An 18,886-nucleotide genomic window follows, 5' to 3' on the forward strand; every position below is an offset into this window, starting at 1 on the left:
CGATGAGCACACCGGAATCGAAGCGGAAGCCCAGAGCGCCGCGACCTGAAGCCGCAAACCCCCGTCCCGGGCGGACACGCCAGGCCCCCACCGGCACCGCATCTGCAGCCTCGGCCCCGGGGGCGCCCGACCGCACGCCTCGCATCTGGCGCAGCCCGGCGATGCCCTTCGCCCCACCGCCCGAACGCAATCCGCTCGACCGCCGCGTGCATGCCGCAATCGCCCGCGCCACCGCCTCGGTGTCACCGATCGCGCTGCTGCTCGCCACCGTGGACTGGGTCGGCCACCTCGCCGTGTCGCCCGGCAAGCGCATGGAGCTCGCCGACCTGGGGCTCGAGCAAGGGCGCCGCCTGGCGCGCTACGCGCAGGCACTCGCCTTCTCGCCCCCGGGCTCGCCCGCGCACGACTGCATCGCGCCGCCCGCGCAGGACCGCCGCTTCACGGCACCGGAATGGCACACCTGGCCGTTCAACCTGCTGCACCAGTCGTTCCTGCTCACACAGGAGTGGTGGGACGCCGCCACCCATGGCGTGGCCGGGGTCTCGCGCCATCACGAGCAGGTCGTCGCCTTCGCCGCGCGCCAGTTGCTCGACATGCTCTCGCCGGGCAACTTCCTGCCCACCAACCCGGTCGTGCTGCGCCAGACGCTCGCCCGCGGCGGCACCAATCTCGCCCGCGGCGCGGTCCATGCGATCGAGGACCTCGGGCGCGCGCTCGCCGGCGCGCCGCCTGCGGGTGCCGAGGACTTCGTCGTCGGCCGCGATGTCGCGGTCACGCCCGGTCGGGTCGTGTTCCGCAACGGCCTGATCGAGCTGATCCAGTACGCCCCGAGCACCGCCACGGTGCACCCCGAGCCGGTGCTGATCGTGCCGGCGTGGATCATGAAGTACTACATCCTCGACCTGTCGCCCCGCAACTCGCTGTTGAAATACCTGGTGGACCAGGGCCACACCGTGTTCTGCATCTCGTGGAAGAACCCCGGCGTTGCCGAGCGCGAGCTCGACATGGACGACTACCTCGAGCTCGGCTTCCACGCCGCGCTCGCTGCGATCAACGCGATCGTGCCCGGGTACAAGGTGCATGCCACCGGCTACTGCCTCGGCGGCACCCTGCTCGCGATCGCCGCCGCGGCGATGGCGCGCGACGGCGACGAGCGGCTGGCGACGATGACGCTGTTCACCGCGCAGACCGACTTCACCGAGCCCGGGGAGCTCGCGCTGTTCATCGACGAGAGCGAGGTCAGCCTGCTCGAGGCGCAGATGGCCGAGACCGGCTACCTGACCGCCGGCCAGATGGCGGGCGCGTTCCAGATCCTGCGCTCGAACGACCTGCTGTGGTCGCGCATCGTCGGCGAATATCTGATGGGCGAGCGTGCGCCGATGAGCGACCTGATGGCCTGGAACGCCGACGCCACGCGCATGCCGGCGCGCATGCACGGCCAGTACCTGCGCCGGCTGTTCCTCAACGACGACCTCAGCGAGGGCCGCTACCCGGTGGGCGGCAAGCCGGTGTCGCTGTCCGACGTCGACGTGCCGGTGTTCTGCGTGGCCACCCAGACCGACCACGTCGCGCCGTGGCGCTCGGTGTACAAGCTGCACTACCTGACGCCGACCGAGATCACCTTCGTGCTCACCAGCGGCGGTCACAACGCCGGCATCGTCAGCGAACCCGGCCATCCACGGCGCGCCTACCAGCTCCTGACCCGGCCCGCAGGCGACAACTACGTGCCGCCCGACGACTGGGTGCGCCGCAGCCCGCAGCACGAGGGCTCGTGGTGGCCGGCCTGGGCCGCCTGGCTGGGCGCGCATTCTGGCGCCCCGTCCGCGCCGCCCGCCCTCGGCGCCCCCGAACGCGGCTATCCCGCGCTGGAGGAGGCGCCCGGGCGCTACGTGCACGAGAAATAGCGAGAGGATCAGCGCCGCCGGCCCGTGGGAGCGGGCTTGCCCGCGAATTGCGCTGGCCGGACCGCTGCGTTCGCGGGCAAGCCCGCTCCCACGAGGGCCTGCGACGGCCTCGGCGCCCGTGGGAGCGGCCTTGGCCGCGAAAGCGGCGCTTGATCTTGCGACATTCGCGGGCAAGCCCGCTTCCACAGACAGTTGCTCCCACGGAACAGCAAGCACAGCCAAGCCATCACGGCGACGCTTACGCTGCGAAGAACACCGGGCGAAGGATCAAGCGCATTTATAGTTGAAGCATTATTTTTTGTTGCGCCGCACAAAAATCACCGCTAGTATTCGAACCGTCTCCTCCACCCTCCTCCTTTGGTGTGGATTTGGCCCGGAAGTCGAAAGACCTCCGGGCTTTTTTCTTTTCAGCGCCCGATCTGCGCATCGCCGTGATTTCGTACCTTGTCAGGCGCTCCCCGCGATGATCATGCGGCGGATCTCCGGTACGCATGAGCCGCAGGACGTCCCGCATTTCAACCTTTGCTGCATGGCACCAAAATCCTCGCCACCCGAGATCGCGGCGCGGATGTCCGACTCGGCCACGTCGAGACAATTGCACACGATCCGTCCCCGTCCGCCCGCGCCCTCGGGCGGCGCGGCCAGCGGCGCGAGCAGCCAGCGTCGCAGCTCAGTGGTCGACTGGCGCTCGACCATCACGTCGCGCAGCCACCCCCCGGCGACCGTCTCGCCGCACAGGCGCAGGCCGACCAGGCGCTCGTTCTCGATCAGCGCACGCTTGCTGACGCCGCGCCGCGCATCGCGGTAGGTCAGCGCCGCGTCCACGTCCAGCCCGGCCAGCGCGTCGAGTTCGTCCAGCCACGCGCCTGGAATCGGCTGCTCATGTGCGACCCGCATCACCACCGCCGCCTCGTCACGGCCAGCGAGCGCGAGCGAGGCGTAGCCAAAGCGCGCCAGCCAGGGCTCCAGCGCCTCGGCGAGTTCGGTGGCCGCACGGTCCGCGGTCTCGACCCGCATCAGCATCAACTGGAAGGGCAGCGCCGCCTTGCCGATGCGCACCGCCGCGTGCTTGAGCTCGGGCTGCTTCGAGAACGGATCGAAGTCGCCCGCCATCAGCGCGTTGACGCCAGCCGAACTGAGCACGTTGCGCCCCCAGTGCATGGCGACGAAGGCCTGCCCGCGGCGCACCTCCTGCGAAGCAAGCGCGCGCAGCACGATCTCGCCGCGCCGGCTCGACACCTTCACCAGCTCGCCGCTCGCCACCTCGAACATGCGCAGGTCGGCCGGATGCAGCTCGATGCGCGCCTCGTCCACATGGCTGTACAGGCGCGCGACCTTGCCGGTGCGGCTCATGCCATGCCACTGGTCGCGCAAGCGCCCGCTGGTGAGCGCGATCGGATACTCCGCATCGGCCTGTTCCGCGGTGGACGCGCCCGCCGGCACCACGAAGCGGGCGCGGCCAGTGGCCGTCGGGAAGCGGCCATCGGCATAGAGGCGCGTGCGGCGCGCTGCATCGGCCACCGCCATCCCCGCCGGAAAGGGCCACTGCTGCGGCCCGGCCGATTCCAGCACGGCGTAGTCGAGTCCGGTGATGTCGAGATCGCGCCCGGCAGTGGTGGCCACGTGCTCGGCGAAGATGTCCTCCACCCCGTCGTAGGCGAAGCGTTCCGCCGCCTGCGGCTTGCCGATCAGGGCGCTGAGGGCCTGCGCGAAGTCGCACACGATGCGCCAGTCCGCGCGCGCCTCGCCCGCCGGCGGCAGCGCGCGATGCACGCGGGTGATACGGCGCTCGGAGTTGGTGACCGTGCCCTCCTTCTCGCCCCAGGTCGCGGCCGGCAGCATCAGGTCGGCGAAGGGCGCGGTCTCGGTGCTGCGGAAGGCTTCCTGCAGCACGACGAAGTCGCAGCGCTGCAGCGCCTCGCGCACCAGCGCCTGCTCGGGCAGCGACTGCGCGGGGTTGGTGCATGCGATCCACAGGGCCTTGATCTTCCCCTCGGCCGCGGCGCGGAACAGCTCGACCGCGGTCAGGCCGGGCTTGTCGGGCACGCTGTCCACGCCCCACAGGCGCGCCACCTCGGCGCGGTGCGCGGGGTTGGCGAGGTCGCGGTGGGCGGACAGCAGGTTGGCCAGCCCGCCGACCTCGCGCCCGCCCATGGCGTTGGGCTGGCCGGTCATCGAGAACGGGCCGCAGCCGGCGCGGCCGATCTTGCCGGTGGCGAGCGAAAGCGCGATCAGCGCGGCGCCGTTGTGGGTGCCGTGGGTCGACTGGTTGAGGCCCTGGCACCACAGCGACATCGCCGCCGGCGCCCGTCCCCACCAGCGCGCGGCGGTGACGATGGCCGCCGCGTCGAGGCCGCACTTCTCGGCGGCCACGGTCGGCGTCACCGCGTCCACATGCGCGCGCAGGGCGTCGAAGCCCTCGGTGTGGGCGGCGACGAAGGCGGTATCGACCAGGCCTTCGCGCAGCAGCACGTGCAGGATCGCGTTGTACAGCCAGATGTCGGTGCCGGGCCGCAGCGCCAGGTGCAGGTCGGCCGCAGCGGCGGTGTCGGTGCGTCGCGGGTCGACCACGATCAGCTTCATGTCCGGCCGCGCCTTCCTCGCCTCCTCGATGCGGCGGAAGGCCACCGGGTGCGCATAGGCCGGGTTGGCGCCGGCGATGAGCAGGCAGTCGGTGTGGTCGAAATCCTCGTAGGCGCAGGGTGGCGCGTCCGCGCCCAGGGTCTGCTTGTAGGCGGCGACCGCGCTCGACATGCACAGGCGCGAGTTGGTGTCGACGTTGTTGCTGCCGATGAGGCCCTTCATGGCCTTGTTGAAGACGTAGTAGTCCTCGGTCAGCAGTTGGCCCGAGATGTAGAAGGCCACCGAGTCCGGCCCGTGCGTGCGGATGGCCTCGGCGAAGCGCTGCGCGGCGACGTCGATCGCCGCGTCCCAGCCCACGCGCTGGCGCGGCTCGCCACGCGCCGCGCGCAGTTCGGGATGGAGTAGCCGGGTCTCGGGCCGCGCGCTCAGGTGCAGCGTGGCGCCCTTGGTGCACAGGCGGCCGAAGTTGGCCGGGTGCGCGGGATCGCCGCGCACGCCGGTGATGCGCGCGCCGTCGTGCTCGATCAGCACGCCGCAGCCGACGCCGCAGTAGGGACAGGTGGCCTTGGTTTCCATCAGGGTCTCCGCAGTCTGGATCTCGGGGTGCGCGCCGGGCTCAGTGCCGGCTGAGCAGGAAAAGCAGCACCAGGTTGAGCAGCAGGGACGCGCCAGCCACCACCTTCAATGCCAGGCGCGGGTTGCGCTCGACCAGCGGCAGGTGACGGCGGGTGGCGAGCGGCCGGCTGGCGCCGCGTTCGAGCGCGAGCAGGAACTCCTCGGCGGTCTCGAAGCGCTCCCTGGGCTCGCGCGCGCAGGCTTTCAGCAGCACCGCCTCCAGCCACGCGGGGGTGTCGGGGCGGTAGCGCGTGGGCGAAACCGGCGCGCCGAAATGCGGGCGCTGGAAGGGTTCGATCTCGCCGTAGGGGTATTTGCGGGTGAGCAGCTCATAGAGCGTCACGCCGCAGGCATAGAGGTCTGACGACTCGCTGGCGGGGGTGGCGGGGCTGCCGGCGAAGAGCTCGGGCGCCATGTAGGACGGGGTGCCGGGGTTGTTGATCTCGGCCAGGTCCTCGGCGTCGGAGGCCGCGATGCCGAGGTCGAGCAGGCGCAGCTCGCCCGCGCGGTCGATGTGCACGTTGTCCGGCTTGATGTCGCGATGGACGATGCCGAGCCGGTGCAGCGCGGCGACGCGGCCGAGCAGCGCGCGGCCGATGCCGACCAGCTCGTGCGGCGCGTAGCGGTGGCCGCGGCCAAGCGCGGCCTTCAGCGTCTCGCCTTCGTGCCAGCTCATCAGGTAGTACAGGTGGTCGCGCTGCGCATGCTCGCACACGCGCGGAAAACCCTTGCCCGGCACCCGGCGCGCCAGCCATTCCTCGCGCACCAGCGCGCTCGCCGCCTCGTCGTCGGCGTCCGGAAGCAGGGTCTTGAGCACCAGCGCCAGACCGTCGGCGAGCCGGGTCACGCGGTAAAGCAGCGTCACCCGCGATTCGTGCAGCAGCTCGTCGATGCGCAGGCCGTCGAGCACCTGCCCCGGCTTGAGCCGCGGCGGCAGCGGCAGGCGGCGGCTGTCGGCGAGGCGGTCACGCAGGTTGTCGGGGGGCAGCGCGTCGATGCGAGCGACCAGCGCAGTGGCGTTGTCGGCCGTACCGCGGCGGATCGCGCCGAGGACGAGGGCGTCGGCGGCGGCCTGGGCGTCGGCAGCGGCCTGCGCGTCGGCATGGGCCTCCATCACCGCGGCGATGCCGGCGTCGCCCAGCGTGGCCCACACGCCGTCGGTCGCCAGCACGAAGCAGTCGCCCAGCGCCAGCTCGCCGTCGTCGTGATCCACCAGCAGCCGGGCCTCGAGCCCGATCGCGCGCCGCAGCACGTTGTCGAATTCGGGGTGGGCCCAGGTGTGGTCCTCGGTCAGGCGCAGCAGCGCGCCGTCGCGCCAGCGGTAGGCGCGCGAGTCGCCGACGTGGGCGACGTGATGGCGCCGCCCGCGCAGCACCACCGCGGTGAGCGTGGTGGCCATGCCGGCATAGTCGCGCGACTTGGCCGACTGGCCGAGCAGCCAGCGATTGACCGCACCGAGCACGCTGTCGATCGACTTGTCCACGCTCCAGGTCTGCGGCGTGGCGTAGTAGTCGGCGAGCAGGCTGCGCACGGTCTGCTCGGCCGCCTCGCGGCCGTGGGCATGGCCGCCCACGCCGTCGGCCACCGCCAGCAGCACGCCCTTGGCAGCGAGCTCCTCGCCCTCGGGGGTGGCCGCGCCGACGAAATCCTCGTTGCGCGGCCGCGGCCCCTGCTGGCTGGCGTGACCGAGGCTGACCTGCAGCGCGTGCATGGCTCAGATCTTCGCCGAGCTCAGGTGCGCCGCGCCCCAGGTGGTACGCCAGCGCGTCTTCACCGCGGTGAGGCCGACCAGCGCGAACACGGCGAGCGCGGCGAAGATCAGGAAGCCGGCCTGGTAGCTGCCGGTGAGCTGGCGCGAGTAGCCGAGCGAGGAGGCCAGGTAGAAGCCGCCGACGCCGCCCGCCATGCCGACCAGCCCGGTCATCACCCCGATCTCGCGACGGAAGCGCTGCGGCACGAGCTGGAACACCGCACCGTTACCCATGCCCAGCGCGAGCATCGCGCACACGAACATCGCCAGCGCCATCCACGCCTGCGGCAGACCGAAGCTGACGATCGCCAGGAAGATCGCCGCCAGGATGTACATCACCGTCAGCGACTTCACCCCGCCGACGCGGTCGGCGACGTTGCCGCCGATCGGGCGTACCAGCGAGCCGGCGAACACGCAGGCGGCGGTGAAGTAGCCCGCCATCTTCGGATCCAGCCCGTACTGGGTATTGAAGTAGATCACCAGCGACGAGGCCAGGCCGACGAAACCGCCGAAGGTCACCGCGTAGAAGAACATGAACCACCACGCGTCCTTGTCCTTGAGCACCGCCAGGTATTCGGCGAAGCGCTTGGGCGGCGGCGCGTCGGGCGCGTCCTTGGCCATGAAGCAGAAGGCCACCAGCACGATCACCAGCGGGATCAGCGCCAGCCCGAACACGTTGTGCCAGCCGAAGGCCAGCGCCAGCCCGGGCGCGAACAGCGCCGCGAACGCGGTGCCCGAGTTGCCGGCGCCGGCGATGCCCATCGCCGTGCCCTGGTGCTCGGGCGGATACCAGCGCGAGGCGAGCGGCAAGGCCGCGGCGAAGGACGCTCCGGCCACGCCGAGGAAGACACCCAGCACCAGCAGCGCCTCGAAGGAATGCACGCCGGCCCCCCAGGCGTAGGCGAGCGCGCCGATCACGATCACCTGGCCGATGATCGCCGCCTTCTTCGGCGACAGGCGGTCGACCAGTACCCCCATCACCAGGCGCAGCAGCGCCCCGGCGAGCACCGGCGTGGCCACCATCAGGCCCTTCTCGGCGTGCGACAGGCCGAGGTCGGCGGCGATGCCGACCGCCAGCGGGCCGAGCAAGACCCACACCATGAAGGCGAGGTCGAAATACAGGAAGGCGGCGATCAGCGTGGGCGTGTGGCCGGCCTGCAGGAAGGATTTCTTGTCCATGTCGGGCTCCAGAGTCATGCGTCGTGCGCACCAGGGGTGCGGGAACTTCCAGCGCATGACTCCGTTGCCCGACGCCCCGCCGCCATTGGCGGGACTGACGCTGTTCCGACAAGCACAAAGCAAAGTGCGTGCCACTTGTGAAACCCCTCTGAATCAGTCGCTTGAGCTCTGGATTCGAGGGCGGCGATGCACCAGCCTGGTGTGCAGTGCACAATATCGGTGCGCGGGCACGCCACCGCAGAGCAGGCGGCGCGCTTGCAGGCAGCACGGCCCGCGACACGCGGCTCACGCAAGTTGAACGGCACCGCAGGCCACAAGACGTGCTATTTTCTCGATATTTCCCAGATTATCGATTTCTTGCGCTCAATGTCCTCGCCCCTCGTCATCCTCATCCTTTCGCTGCTGCTCGGCCTGCAGCCGATCACCACCGATCTCTACCTCCCCGCCCTGCCCGCGCTCAGCGCCGGCCTCGGCGTGGCCCCGCCCCACGCGCAACTCACGCTGACCGCGCTGCTGCTCGCCTTCGGCGCGTCGCAATTGTTCTGGGGGCCGCTATCCGACCGGATCGGGCGGCGCAGGGTGCTGCTGATCGGGCTGGCGGGGTACACGCTGGCGGCGATCGGCAGCGCGCTTGCCGGCTCGATCGAGATGATGGTGGTCTGGCGCACCCTGCAGGGCGCCTTCATGGGCGCAGGAACGGTGTGCGCGCGGGCAATCGTGCGCGATCTCTATGCACCGCAGGAGGGCGCGCGGGCGATGAGCAAGGGCCTCTCCGGGCTGGGCGTCGCAGCCTGCCTGAGCCCATGGATTGGCGGCCTGCTGGCGGAATGGTTCGGCTGGCGCGCGACCTTGCTCGCGCTGACCGTGATGGGCGCAATCACGCTGCTCGTCGTGCTCCGGACCTTCAGGGAGACCCTGCACGAACGCAATCCCGAGGCACTTCAGCCCGCCGTTCTGCTGCGCACCGCGCGCGGCATCCTGGGCAACCGCAGCTTCTGGACATATGCCTCGCTCTGCACCGCCTCCTTCGGCGGACTGTTCTGCATCCTGTCGGCGTCGTCCTTCGTGTTCATCAATCTGCTCGGCACCTCGCCAAGCTTCTACGGCATGCTGCTGCTCATGCTTTCCGCGTTCTACATCGTCGGCACGATCCTGTGCCGGCGCTTGATCCTGCGTATCGGCGTGCAGCGCAGCGTGATGATCGGCGGCGCCTTGTCCTTGAGCGGCGGCGGTCTGATGCTGGCCTTCGCGCTGGCCGGGGCGAGCACGGTATGGACGATCATGGTGCCGGCCTTCATCTTCATGCTCGGACATGGGGTACACCAGCCCTGCGGCCAGAGTGGCGCGGTCGCACCGTTTCCGAAGGCCGCCGGCGCCGCGTCGGCGATCACCGGTTTCCTGATGATGGTGGTGGCCTTCGGCGCCGCGTACTGGGTGGGCGCCAACATGGACGGCAGCGCGCTACCGATGATCGTCGGCGTCGCCTTGTGCAGCGCCGCGGTGGCGTTCATCGCCTGGGTGCCGGTGCAGCGGGTGCGGCTGGGGGCGGCGGGGTAAGCCTCGCCGAGGCCGCACGAGTGGGCGCCAGCACGCCGGACTGGCGCACACGCAATCGCTCAACGCTTCGGCCGCGCGCCCTCACACCGCCAGCCAGACCTCCCCACCCTCGACCTTGACCTCGAAGCTCGCGCACACCCCCACGTCCGGCGCCAGCGCCTGCCCATCCTGAAGGTTGAAGTTCCAGCCGTGCAGCGGGCAGGTGACCTTGCGCCCGTGGACGATGCCCTGCGACAGCGGGCCGCCCTTGTGGGCACACTTGTCGTGGAGCGCGAAGACCTCGTCCTCGGCGTTGCGGAAGACGGCGATGTCGCCGCCGCTGGCGCGCTGCACGACGCGCGCGCCCAGGCGCGGGATGTCGTCCAGCAGGCAGATGCGTTTCCAGTTGCTCATGGCGTGTCCTCGTATGTGCGGGCCGTTCAGGCCTCGACCTTGATCGGGATGAACTGCTTGACGGCCTGGGCTTCGCGGCTGGTCTCCCAGGGGTCGCGGGCGTCCTTCAGCGCGTCGAGCAGGCGGGCGTGCAGGCGGCGGCGGTTCTCGCCATCCTCGACCACCTGCGACTTGACGTAGTCGAGGCCGACACGCTCGAGCCAATGCACGGTGCGCTCGAGGTACCAGCCCTCCTCGCGGTAGAGCTGCAGGAAGGCGCCGGAATACTCCATGACCTCCTCGTCGCTGCCGACCTTGCACAGGAACTGCGCGACCTCGGTCTTGATGCCGCCGTTGCCGCCGACGTAGAGCTCGTAGCCGGAATCGACGCCGATCACGCCGACGTCCTTGATGCCGGCCTCGGCGCAGTTGCGCGGGCAGCCGGAGACCGCGAGCTTGACCTTGTGCGGCGCATACATGTCGAACAGCATCTTCTCGAGCTTGACCCCCATGTCCATCGCCAGCTGGGTGCCGAAGCGGCAGTGCTCGGCGCCGACGCAGGTCTTCACGGTGCGGATCGACTTGCCGTAGGCGTGGCCCGAGACCATGCCGGCGGCGTTGAGGTCGGCCCAGATGTAGGGCAGGTCTTCCTTCCGGATGCCGAGCAGGTCGATGCGCTGGCCGCCGGTGACCTTGACCGTGGGCACCTTGTACTTCTCGGCGGCGTCGGCAATGGCGCGCAGCTCGGCAGGCGTGGTGAGCCCGCCCCACATCCGCGGTACAACCGAGTAGGTGCCGTCCTTCTGGATGTTGGCGTGCGCGCGCTCGTTGATGAAGCGCGACTGCGGATCGTCCCTGGCCTCGTGCGGCCACGACGAGATCAGGTAGTAATTGACCGCCGGCCGGCACTTGTCGCAGCCGTTGGGCGTGCGCCAGCCGAGCGTCTCGAACACCGCCTCCTTGCTGGTGAGGTGGTGCTTGAAGATCGCCTCGCGCACCACCTTGTGCGAATGCTCGGTGCAGGCGCACACCGGCTTGTCGCTGGCGCTGACCGCCTGGTAGGCGCCGCCCACGGTGGAGGCGAGGATCTGCTCGACCAGGCCGGTGCAGGAGCCGCAGGAGGACGCCGCCTTGGTGTGCTTCTTGACCTCGTCGAGGGTGAACAGCCCCTGCTCCTTGATCGCCTTGACGATGGTGCCCTTGCACACGCCGTTGCAGCCGCACACCTCGGCGGTGTCGGGCATGCTGGCGGCGCGGTTCTCGCCCTTGTGGCCGGCATCGCCGAGCTTGTTCTGGCCGAACATCAGGTGGTCGCGGATCTCGTGGATGTCCTGGCGGTCCTTCATCAGCTGGAAGTACCAGGCGCCGTCGGCGGTGTCGCCGTAGAGCACCGAGCCGACGATGCGGTCGTCCTTGAGCACGACGCGCTTGTACACACCGCCCTGCTTGTCGTGGAGCACGATCTCCTCGGTGCCCGGGCCGCCGCTGAAATCGCCCGCCGAGAACACGTCGATGCCGGTGACCTTGAGCTTGGTCGAGGTCACCGAACCCTCATAGCGACCGATGCCGAAGTTGGCGAGGTGGTTGGCGCACACCTTGCCCTGCTCGAACAGCGGCGCCACCAGGCCATAGGCGACGCCGCGGTGCGCCACGCACTCGCCCACCGCGTAGATGCGTGGGTCGGTGACCGTCTGCAGCGTGTCCGAGACATGGATGCCGCGCACCCGGCCGCTGCCGCAGTAGAGGCCGGCGGATTCGGCGAGCGTGCAGTTCGGCCGGATACCGGCGGCGACCACCACGAGGTCGGCGGGGATCTCCATGCCGTCCTTGAAGCGCACCGCGCCGACGCGCTCGGCACCGTCCTCGCCCCGCATGCCGCCCGCCGCGTTGCGCGCCGGCAGCAGCGCCTCGGTCTGGCGCGCGAGCAGGAACTTCATGCCCTTGGCCTCGAGCGAGGCCTGCAGCATGTCGGCGGCGGCCTTGTCGAGCTGGCGCTCCATGATCCACTCGCCGATGTGCACCACGGTGACGTCCATGCCGCGCAGCATCAGGCCGTTGGCGGCCTCCAGGCCAAGCAGGCCGGCGCCGATCACCACCGCATGGCGGTACTTGCCCGCGGCCTCGATCATCGCCTCGGTGTCTGCGATGTCGCGATAGCCGAGCACGCCGGGCAGGTCGTTGCCGGGTATGGGCGGGATGAAGGGGGTGGAGCCGGTCGCCAGCAGCAGGCGGTCGTAGTCCGCCTCGGTGACGCTGCCGTCCTTCGACTCGGCGATCACCTTGCGCCGGATGCGGTCGATCTTCGTCGCCTGCCTGCCGGCGTGCAGCGTGATGCCGTTGTCGCGGTACCAGTCGAGATCGTTGAGCATGATCTCGGGCAGCGTCATCTCGCCGGCCAGCACCGGCGAGAGCAGGATGCGGTTGTAGTTGCCGTGCGGCTCGGCGCCGAACACGGTGATGTCGTACAGGTCGGGGGCGAGCTTCAGCAGCTCCTCGATCGTGCGCACGCCGGCCATGCCATTGCCGACCAACACGAGTTTCATCTTCTTCATAACGCTTCTCCGCAACGATGCGATTTCGGATTCAGTAGGCAAGCATTCGACACACCGGGATCGAGGGCCCCGGAACCGGGACCTCCGCCGCCGTCAGGACGGGCCATAGCTGTTCGGAAGAATCGGCAAGGCCTCCCACCACGATCAACGCCGAGGCGGACAGCGGCTCGCCGGCAACACGAACAGGCAACTCGGCGAGGCTGGCACGCAGCGCGGGCACGCAGCCCGCACCGTCCGCCCCCACCACGGCCGCGGGGGTGTTGCGCGCCATCCCTGCCGCAATCAGGCGGGCAACGATCTGCAGCAGCTGCGTGATCCCGCCGCGAAAAACCAGCGTGGCCTTGCTGCTGACCAGTGACGACCAGTCGGCCTGGGCCATCTCGTCAACAATCAGCAGCGGGCCCGCCAGCTCGGCGTCGGCCACCCTGTCTCCAACACGTGCTGTCTCCATCGCGCATGTGCTCATGCGTCTGCTCCCTCCGGGGCTTCGATCACAAAAACTGCCTATGGGGCCAGGCGCAGGCGGCTCAGGCGCGCATTGCGGCAGACTCACGCTTGGCTGTAGCCGCGCTGCGCGCACGGGCGCTGCCGATCGGCTCGACCTTGCGCTGCTTCTCGTACAGGAAGCTCAGCACCTCGTGACGGTAGTGCGTGTAGCGCGCATCGTCGGCGAGCTCGAGGCGGTCGCGCGGGCGTGGCAGGTCGATGTCGAGCACCTGGCCGATGGTGGCCGAGGGGCCATTGGTCATCATCACGATGCGGTCGGACAGCAGCACCGCCTCGTCCACATCGTGCGTGATCATCATCACCGTGTTGTGCAGCTCGGACTGGATGCGCATGACCTCGTCCTGGAGGTGGGCGCGGGTGAGCGCGTCGAGCGCGCCGAAGGGCTCGTCGAGCAGCAGCACCTTGGGCTCCATCGCCAGCGCGCGGGCGATGCCGACGCGCTGCTTCATGCCACCCGAGATCTCCGCCGGCAGGCGGTCGAGGGCGTGGCTCATGCTGACCATCTCGAGGTTGTGCAGGATCCAGTCGCGCTGCTCGGCGGCGCTGCGCTTGCCCTGGAAGATCTTCTGCACCGCGATCTCGACGTTCTGGTAGACGGTCAGCCAGGGCAGCAGCGAGTGGTTCTGGAACACCAGCGCGCGGTCGGGTCCGGGCGCGTTGACCTCGCGCCCATCGACGATGACGCCGCCCGAGGTCGCGCGCAGCAGGCCGGCGACGATGTTGAGCACGGTGGATTTGCCGCAGCCGGAGTGGCCGATGAGCGAGATGTACTCACCGCGCTGGATGTCGAGATTGACGTCGGCGAGCACCGGGTTGGTGACGCCGCCGCGGGAGAACGCCATGTCGACGCGGGAGATGCTGAGATAGGCTTGGCTCATGATCGGGTGCTCCTCAGGCGGGGGTGGTGCCACGGGTGACGCGCCGGCCGGCCCAGGCGACGATACGGTCGAGCAGGAAGCCGACGACGCCGACATAGACGAGGGCGAGGATGATGTCGCTGATGCGCGACGAATTCCATGCGTCCCAGATGAAGAAGCCGATGCCCACGCCGCCGATCAGCATCTCGGCGGCGACGATCGCCAGCCACGACAGGCCGACGCCGATGCGCAGGCCCGAGAAGATGTAGGGCGAGGCAGCCGGCAGCATGATCTTCCAGAAGTACTCGATGCCATTGAGCCGGATCACGCGGGCGACGTTGCGGTAGTCCTCGGGGATGTTCCGGATGCCCACCGAGGTGTTGATGATGATCGGCCAGATCGCGGTGATGAAGATCACGAAGATCGCCGACGGATTGCTGTCCTGGAAGCCGGCCAGCGAGATCGGCAGCCAGGCCAGCGGCGGCACCGTGCGCAGCACCTGGAAGATCGGGTCGAGCCCGCGCAGCGCCCAGGTCGATTGCCCGACCAGCACACCCAGGCTCACCCCGGCGATCACCGCGAGCAGGTAGCCGTAGGCCACGCGCTCGAGGCTGGCGAGGATCTGCCAGGCCAGGCCGACGTCGTTGCCCCCGTTGTCGAAGAAGGGGTCGATGATCAGCTCCCAGGTGTCGGAGAGCACCTGGCTCGGCGGGGGCAGCGCTGCGCCGGGACGGGTACAGAGCAGCTCCCAGATCGTGACCAGCAGCATCAGCACCACCAGCGGCGGCAGCACATGCTGGGCGAAACGCCGGTAGAGCGCGAGGGCGTGCATGCGCCACGCCGGAGGCGCAGCGGGGGCCGGCGCAAGGCCGGCGATCGAGGTCGTGTCGCTCATGGCGGACTCCTTGCGAATGCGGGATGCGTGTGGTCGCGGGCGTCAGCCACGCACGCTCTTGATGGCGAGGCTGTCGAGATAAGCCATGGGATTGGCCGGGTCGAAGACCTTGCCGTCGAAGAAGGTCTCGACGCCACGCGAGGTCGAGGCCGGGATGTCGGCTGCCGCCACGCCGAGCTCCTTGGCGGCCTGGCGCCACAGATCCTCGCGGTTGACCTTGGCCACCCAGCCCTTCATGTCGAAGTCGCGCGGCAGGTAGCCCCAGCGGATGTTCTCGGTGAGGAACCACAGGTCGTGGCTCTGGAAGGGGTAGGACGCCTGGTCCTTCCAGTAGCGCATCTGCTGCGGGCTGTTCTCGACCACGCGGCCGGTGCCGTAGTCGAAGTCGCCGCGCATGCGATCGACGATGTCCTCGAAGGGCGCGTTGATCCAGCGCCGCTTGGCACAGATCCGCGCCACCTCCTCGCGGTTGGCGGGGTCCTCGCAGAACATCTGCGCCTCCATCACCGCCTTGAGCAGGGCCTTGGTCGCGTTCGGGTTCGCATCCACGTAGTCGGCGCGCATACCGAAGGCCTTCTCGGGGTGGTTGTGCCACAGCTCGCCGGTGGTGTTGGCGGTGTAGCCGATGCCCTGGTTGATGAGCTGGCGGTTCCACGGCTCGCACACGCAGAAGGTGTCCATGCTGCCCACCTTCATGTTGGCCACCATCTGCGCCGGCGGCACCACGATCGTGGAGATGTCGCGCGTGGGGTCGATGCCCCCCGCGGCCAGCCAGTAGCGGATCCACATGTCGTGGGTGCCGCCGGGGAAGGTCATCGCCGCGTTGACCGGCTTGCCGCTGGCGCGCTTGGCGGCGAGCGCCGCCTTGAACGCGGTCGTGTCGGTGCCGACCTTGAGGTCCTTGTACTCGTTGCCCACCGAGATGCACTGCCCGGCCAGGTTCAGGCGGGCGAGGATGTACATCGGCACCGGCACGTTGTTGGCCGTCATCGCCCCGCTGGCGATCAGGTAGGGCATGGGGGTGAGGATGTGGGCACCGTCGATGCCGTTGCGCGCCGAGCCCAGCACCAGGTTGTCGCGGGTGGTGCCCCAGGACGACTGCTTGAGCACCTCGACCTCGGTCATGCCGTGCCTGGCGAAAAAGCCCTTCTCGTCGGCGACGAAGAGCGGCGCGGCGTCGGTGAGGGCGATGAAGCCGAGCTTGGCCTTCGTCGTCTCGAGCGCGCCACCGGCGGCCCGCGCCCGGCTCGACCACAACCCACCCACCATCGCCGCCCCGGTCAGCGCGGCGGCGCTGCGCATGAAGTCACGACGGCTGAAGTCCGACTGCTTGATTGCCTTGTTGCCCATGATCGACTCCTGAATGTGAACCGCTGAAAGCAATAAGGCGCCCATCCCTGCCCGCGCTAAGACTGGCAATGGATGGACGCCTTTGTCCGGGATGTGGCGCGCCGGGCGCCACACTGAGTCTCGAACCGCCTTTGGTTCCGCCTCGATTCAGCTTACGCACGACTCGTGCCAGGTCTTTCAGGACCTCCTTTTTCCTTGCGCCAGCTGGGTTTCGCGCACGATCGACGAGGGCGGACCGGCTTCGGCCATGCACTGCTGCAGTGCAGCAGATCGTCTTGGCGCACAAGCCCGGTGCGCCGGTGAGCGTCGGGAGAACGATGCCGCCGGCGATCGCACGGGCGCCGTCCACGACCTGCCCGCCCGTCCGCGGGTGCGGCGTCGGTGGTGACGGGGGCAGCCGGCGCTCAGGCCCGGCGGGGCAGCAACTCGGCCATCGCGAGCACGGCCTGCGCCACGTCCACCAGGCGCCGGCCCTGGTTCATGGCCGTCTGCCGCAGCAGGCGATAGGCCTCGTCCTCGGCCAGCCCCTGGTGGCGCATCAGCACGCCCTTGGCGCGCTCGACCAGCTTGCGCTCGTCAAGGGTGGCACGCACCGCTGCAAGCTCGTCGCTCATTGCCTGCAGCCGCAGCGACTGCGCCTGCAGCACATCGACGATCGAGCGCGTCAGCCGCGGGCCGATCGGCTCGCCGCCGGCCGGCTCATCACCGGCCGGGCGGTTTGGCACGCCAGCACCGGCTTCGCCCGCCGAGGGACCCACCAGCGCGCCCAGCGCTGCGGGTGCAGCGGGGAGCCCGGCGAGCGCCCGCAGCAGGCTCTGGGGATCGTCCGGATCGGCCCGCAACGCGGCGATGCGCTGGGCACACGCGGCGCGCAGGCCGTCGGCGAGCGCAGCCTCGGTCTCGCGCATGATCTCCAGGCGCTGCGAGCAGCAGGCGAACCAGGGTTCGGCCAGCGCCGGCTCGAGCGCCGCGCCCTGACCGGCGGCGATCAGCTTGCGGCGCAGGCGCTCGAGTTCGGCCATCGGCATGCGCGCGCGCGCCTGCTCCCACGACGAGCGCACCGCCGGCGGGCAAAAGGCCTCGAAGCGCTCGAAGCAGGCCTCCTGCGCCTCGATCAGGTGCAGCAGCGCCTGCTCGCCGCCCGCACCCGCGCTCGCCGCACCCCCTGCGGCGAAGGCCGCGGCACCGCTGGCGCGCTCCTGGCCGGCGAGCTCCTTGCCCTGCATGAGGTTGAACAGCGCCACCAGCAGCCGCGACACCGCCGGCTCCGCAGCCACGTCGGCGGCCTCGAACACCAGCGCGAGCAGGGCCGCGATCACGCGGCTGAAGTGCTGCGTGGCCTCGCCCGCGGTGCAGCGCAGCGCGTCGACCGCCGCGCGCGTGCCGGTCAGCCCATCGAGGGCATGAAGCGCGAACGCGACCCGGGTGAACAGGCGTGCGCCGCCTGGCATCGCCTGGGCAGGTTCCGCCTGGCACACCTCCGGCTGAGCCAGCCAGGCGCGCACCGCAGCCTCCGCGGCAGCGCTGGCCTCGACCCGCGCAGCGCGTTCGGCGCCAAAGCTGGCGCCGCCGGACGCGAGGTGGAGGTTGGATGCGCCGCGCTCGGCCTGCAGCCGATGCACCAGTTCGCTCACCGCATGAACGAGTTCGCAACTGCGCGCGAGTTGCTCGAGGTCGTGGATTTCACATCGGCGGGCGGCGACGAGGAAGGCGAGCATCGAATCCATTGGGGCTCCAGCGTGGGGGGTGCGGGGGCCGCCAGGTGGGCAACCGGGCAAGCCACAGGGGAGACCCAAGCAAGACCCATGCAAGGCACGACGGGCGTGGGCGGGACACGGCGAAGCCGGCGCGGATTCAGCGCCCGCCGCGGCCGAGCGCCGCGATGCCGGCAAGCAGCGGCAGCACGCGCTCCGGCGTGGCCAGCAGCGCGCGATGGATCTGCACCAGGCGTGCGCCGGCAGCCAGGCGCGCCGCCGCCACCCGCACCGAATCGATGCCCCCCACGCTGATCAGGCAGACCTCGGCGCCGAGCGCATCGGCGAGCGCGGCCAGTCGCTCGCCTGCGCGTTGCGGCGCGCCCTCGGCCGACACCAGCAGTCCGTCGGCGCCCGCCTCGACCAGGTGCCGGGCCCAGACCGCGGCGTCCGCGCGCTCCATCCATGCGGCGGGCAGCTTGGCCACCAGCGCCAGGCGCCGGACGCGCGGCAGGCGGTCGCGAACTTCGGCAAGGCTCGCGAGCAGATCGACGCAGTGCGCCGGCGAGGCGCCGCTGCGCCCGGGGTTGAGCACCGCGTAGTCGGCAGACGCCTGCCACGCGGCGAGCGCAGCGCGCAGCCGTCCGCGGCACGCCGCCGCCCCGGCGTCCTCCACACGGGGCACGAGCAGGCTGAGGCCGTGGCACGGACGTGCGACCGCGCCCCGACCAGGATGGCGCAGCGCTGCGATCCGCAGCAGTGGCAGCTGACCCTGCGCTGACGGACGGTGGCTGCCGGTCTCCACCCCGCCGACACCCAGTGCCGCAGCAACCGCCAGCAAGCGCCCCGTGCGATCGAAGCCGGCCGCGAGCAGCAGCGGCGTCGCGAAACGCAGCCCCATCGCCTCGACCGCAGGCGGCGACGGCGACGACGACGACGCGCCGCGGACGCCCGCGCCCGATGCATCGCCTGTGCAGGCGCGAGTGCGCGCACAGGGGGCGTGCGCGGCGCGCCGGGCAAGCCGCTGCACGGACCAGCGGCTGCGCAGCGCTCGCGGCGTCGGGCCGGCGA

13 protein-coding genes are annotated in these 18,886 nt (G+C 70.2%); 2 read left to right on the forward strand and 11 right to left on the reverse strand.

All coding sequences use genetic code 11. The annotated features are described in order from the left end of the window. Positions 1–161 precede the first annotated feature (161 nt). Positions 162–1,904, forward strand: a complete 1,743-nt coding sequence (locus tag AAG895_RS15135) for an alpha/beta fold hydrolase (RefSeq protein WP_345792816.1) — start codon at positions 162–164, stop codon at positions 1,902–1,904. Between the two features lie 447 nt (positions 1,905–2,351). Here the strand turns inward: AAG895_RS15135 and AAG895_RS15140 are convergent, their stop codons facing one another. Genes AAG895_RS15140 through AAG895_RS15150 form a run of 3 tightly spaced genes read right to left on the reverse strand, consistent with a single transcriptional unit; the run spans position 2,352 to position 8,031 of the window. Further along, a complete protein-coding gene (locus AAG895_RS15140) occupies positions 2,352–5,063 on the reverse strand; it encodes a molybdopterin-dependent oxidoreductase (protein WP_345792817.1) in 2,712 nt (903 codons plus the stop codon). A gap of 40 nt (positions 5,064–5,103) precedes the next feature. Then, complete coding sequence (locus AAG895_RS15145) at positions 5,104–6,813, reverse strand: bifunctional protein-serine/threonine kinase/phosphatase (RefSeq protein ID WP_345792818.1); 1,710 nt, start codon at positions 6,811–6,813, stop codon at positions 5,104–5,106. A 3-nt stretch (positions 6,814–6,816) separates the two neighbouring features. Continuing rightward, complete coding sequence (locus AAG895_RS15150) at positions 6,817–8,031, reverse strand: nitrate/nitrite transporter (protein WP_345792819.1); 1,215 nt, start codon at positions 8,029–8,031, stop codon at positions 6,817–6,819. A 366-nt stretch (positions 8,032–8,397) separates the two neighbouring features. Here AAG895_RS15150 and AAG895_RS15155 point away from each other — a divergent pair, with 366 nt between their 5' ends. Further along, positions 8,398–9,588: a multidrug effflux MFS transporter gene (locus tag AAG895_RS15155; RefSeq protein WP_345792820.1), complete on the forward strand. Its 1,191-nt coding sequence runs from the start codon at positions 8,398–8,400 to the stop codon at positions 9,586–9,588. Positions 9,589–9,669: 81 nt separating this feature from the next. On the opposite strand, the gene nirD is transcribed toward AAG895_RS15155, so the two are convergent. The 8 genes from nirD to AAG895_RS15195 form a co-directional block, all read right to left on the reverse strand. Then, the gene (nirD, locus tag AAG895_RS15160; protein WP_345792821.1) at positions 9,670–9,981 is read right to left on the reverse strand and encodes a nitrite reductase small subunit NirD; all 312 of its coding nucleotides are present in this window, start codon (positions 9,979–9,981) and stop codon (positions 9,670–9,672) included. Between the two features lie 26 nt (positions 9,982–10,007). Further along, positions 10,008–12,512 carry a nitrite reductase large subunit NirB gene (gene nirB / locus AAG895_RS15165; protein ID WP_345792822.1) on the reverse strand — a complete coding sequence of 835 codons (2,505 nt, stop codon included), beginning with the start codon at positions 12,510–12,512 and terminating at the stop codon, positions 10,008–10,010. Between the two features lie 31 nt (positions 12,513–12,543). Further along, entirely contained in the window at positions 12,544–12,936 is a 393-nt protein-coding gene (locus AAG895_RS15170; protein WP_345792823.1) for a hypothetical protein, read from the reverse strand. 103 nt (positions 12,937–13,039) lie between these two features. Then, positions 13,040–13,897 carry an ABC transporter ATP-binding protein gene (locus AAG895_RS15175; protein WP_345792824.1) on the reverse strand — a complete coding sequence of 286 codons (858 nt, stop codon included), beginning with the start codon at positions 13,895–13,897 and terminating at the stop codon, positions 13,040–13,042. 13 nt (positions 13,898–13,910) lie between these two features. Next, the gene (gene ntrB, locus AAG895_RS15180; RefSeq protein WP_345792825.1) at positions 13,911–14,771 is read right to left on the reverse strand and encodes a nitrate ABC transporter permease; all 861 of its coding nucleotides are present in this window, start codon (positions 14,769–14,771) and stop codon (positions 13,911–13,913) included. A gap of 42 nt (positions 14,772–14,813) precedes the next feature. Beyond that, positions 14,814–16,121, reverse strand: coding sequence for an ABC transporter substrate-binding protein (locus AAG895_RS15185; protein WP_345792826.1), 1,308 nt, complete (start codon positions 16,119–16,121; stop codon positions 14,814–14,816). Positions 16,122–16,525: 404 nt separating this feature from the next. After that, on the reverse strand, positions 16,526–17,848 hold the full coding sequence (locus AAG895_RS15190) for a nitrate- and nitrite sensing domain-containing protein (RefSeq protein ID WP_345792827.1): 1,323 nt from the start codon (positions 17,846–17,848) through the stop codon (positions 16,526–16,528). Between the two features lie 127 nt (positions 17,849–17,975). Then, positions 17,976–18,716, reverse strand: a complete 741-nt coding sequence (locus AAG895_RS15195; protein ID WP_345792828.1) for a dihydroorotate dehydrogenase — start codon at positions 18,714–18,716, stop codon at positions 17,976–17,978. Between the last annotated feature and the right edge of the window lie 170 nt (positions 18,717–18,886).

Source organism: Thauera sp. JM12B12, from assembly GCF_039614725.1.
In the GTDB taxonomy this organism is placed as follows: domain Bacteria; phylum Pseudomonadota; class Gammaproteobacteria; order Burkholderiales; family Rhodocyclaceae; genus Thauera.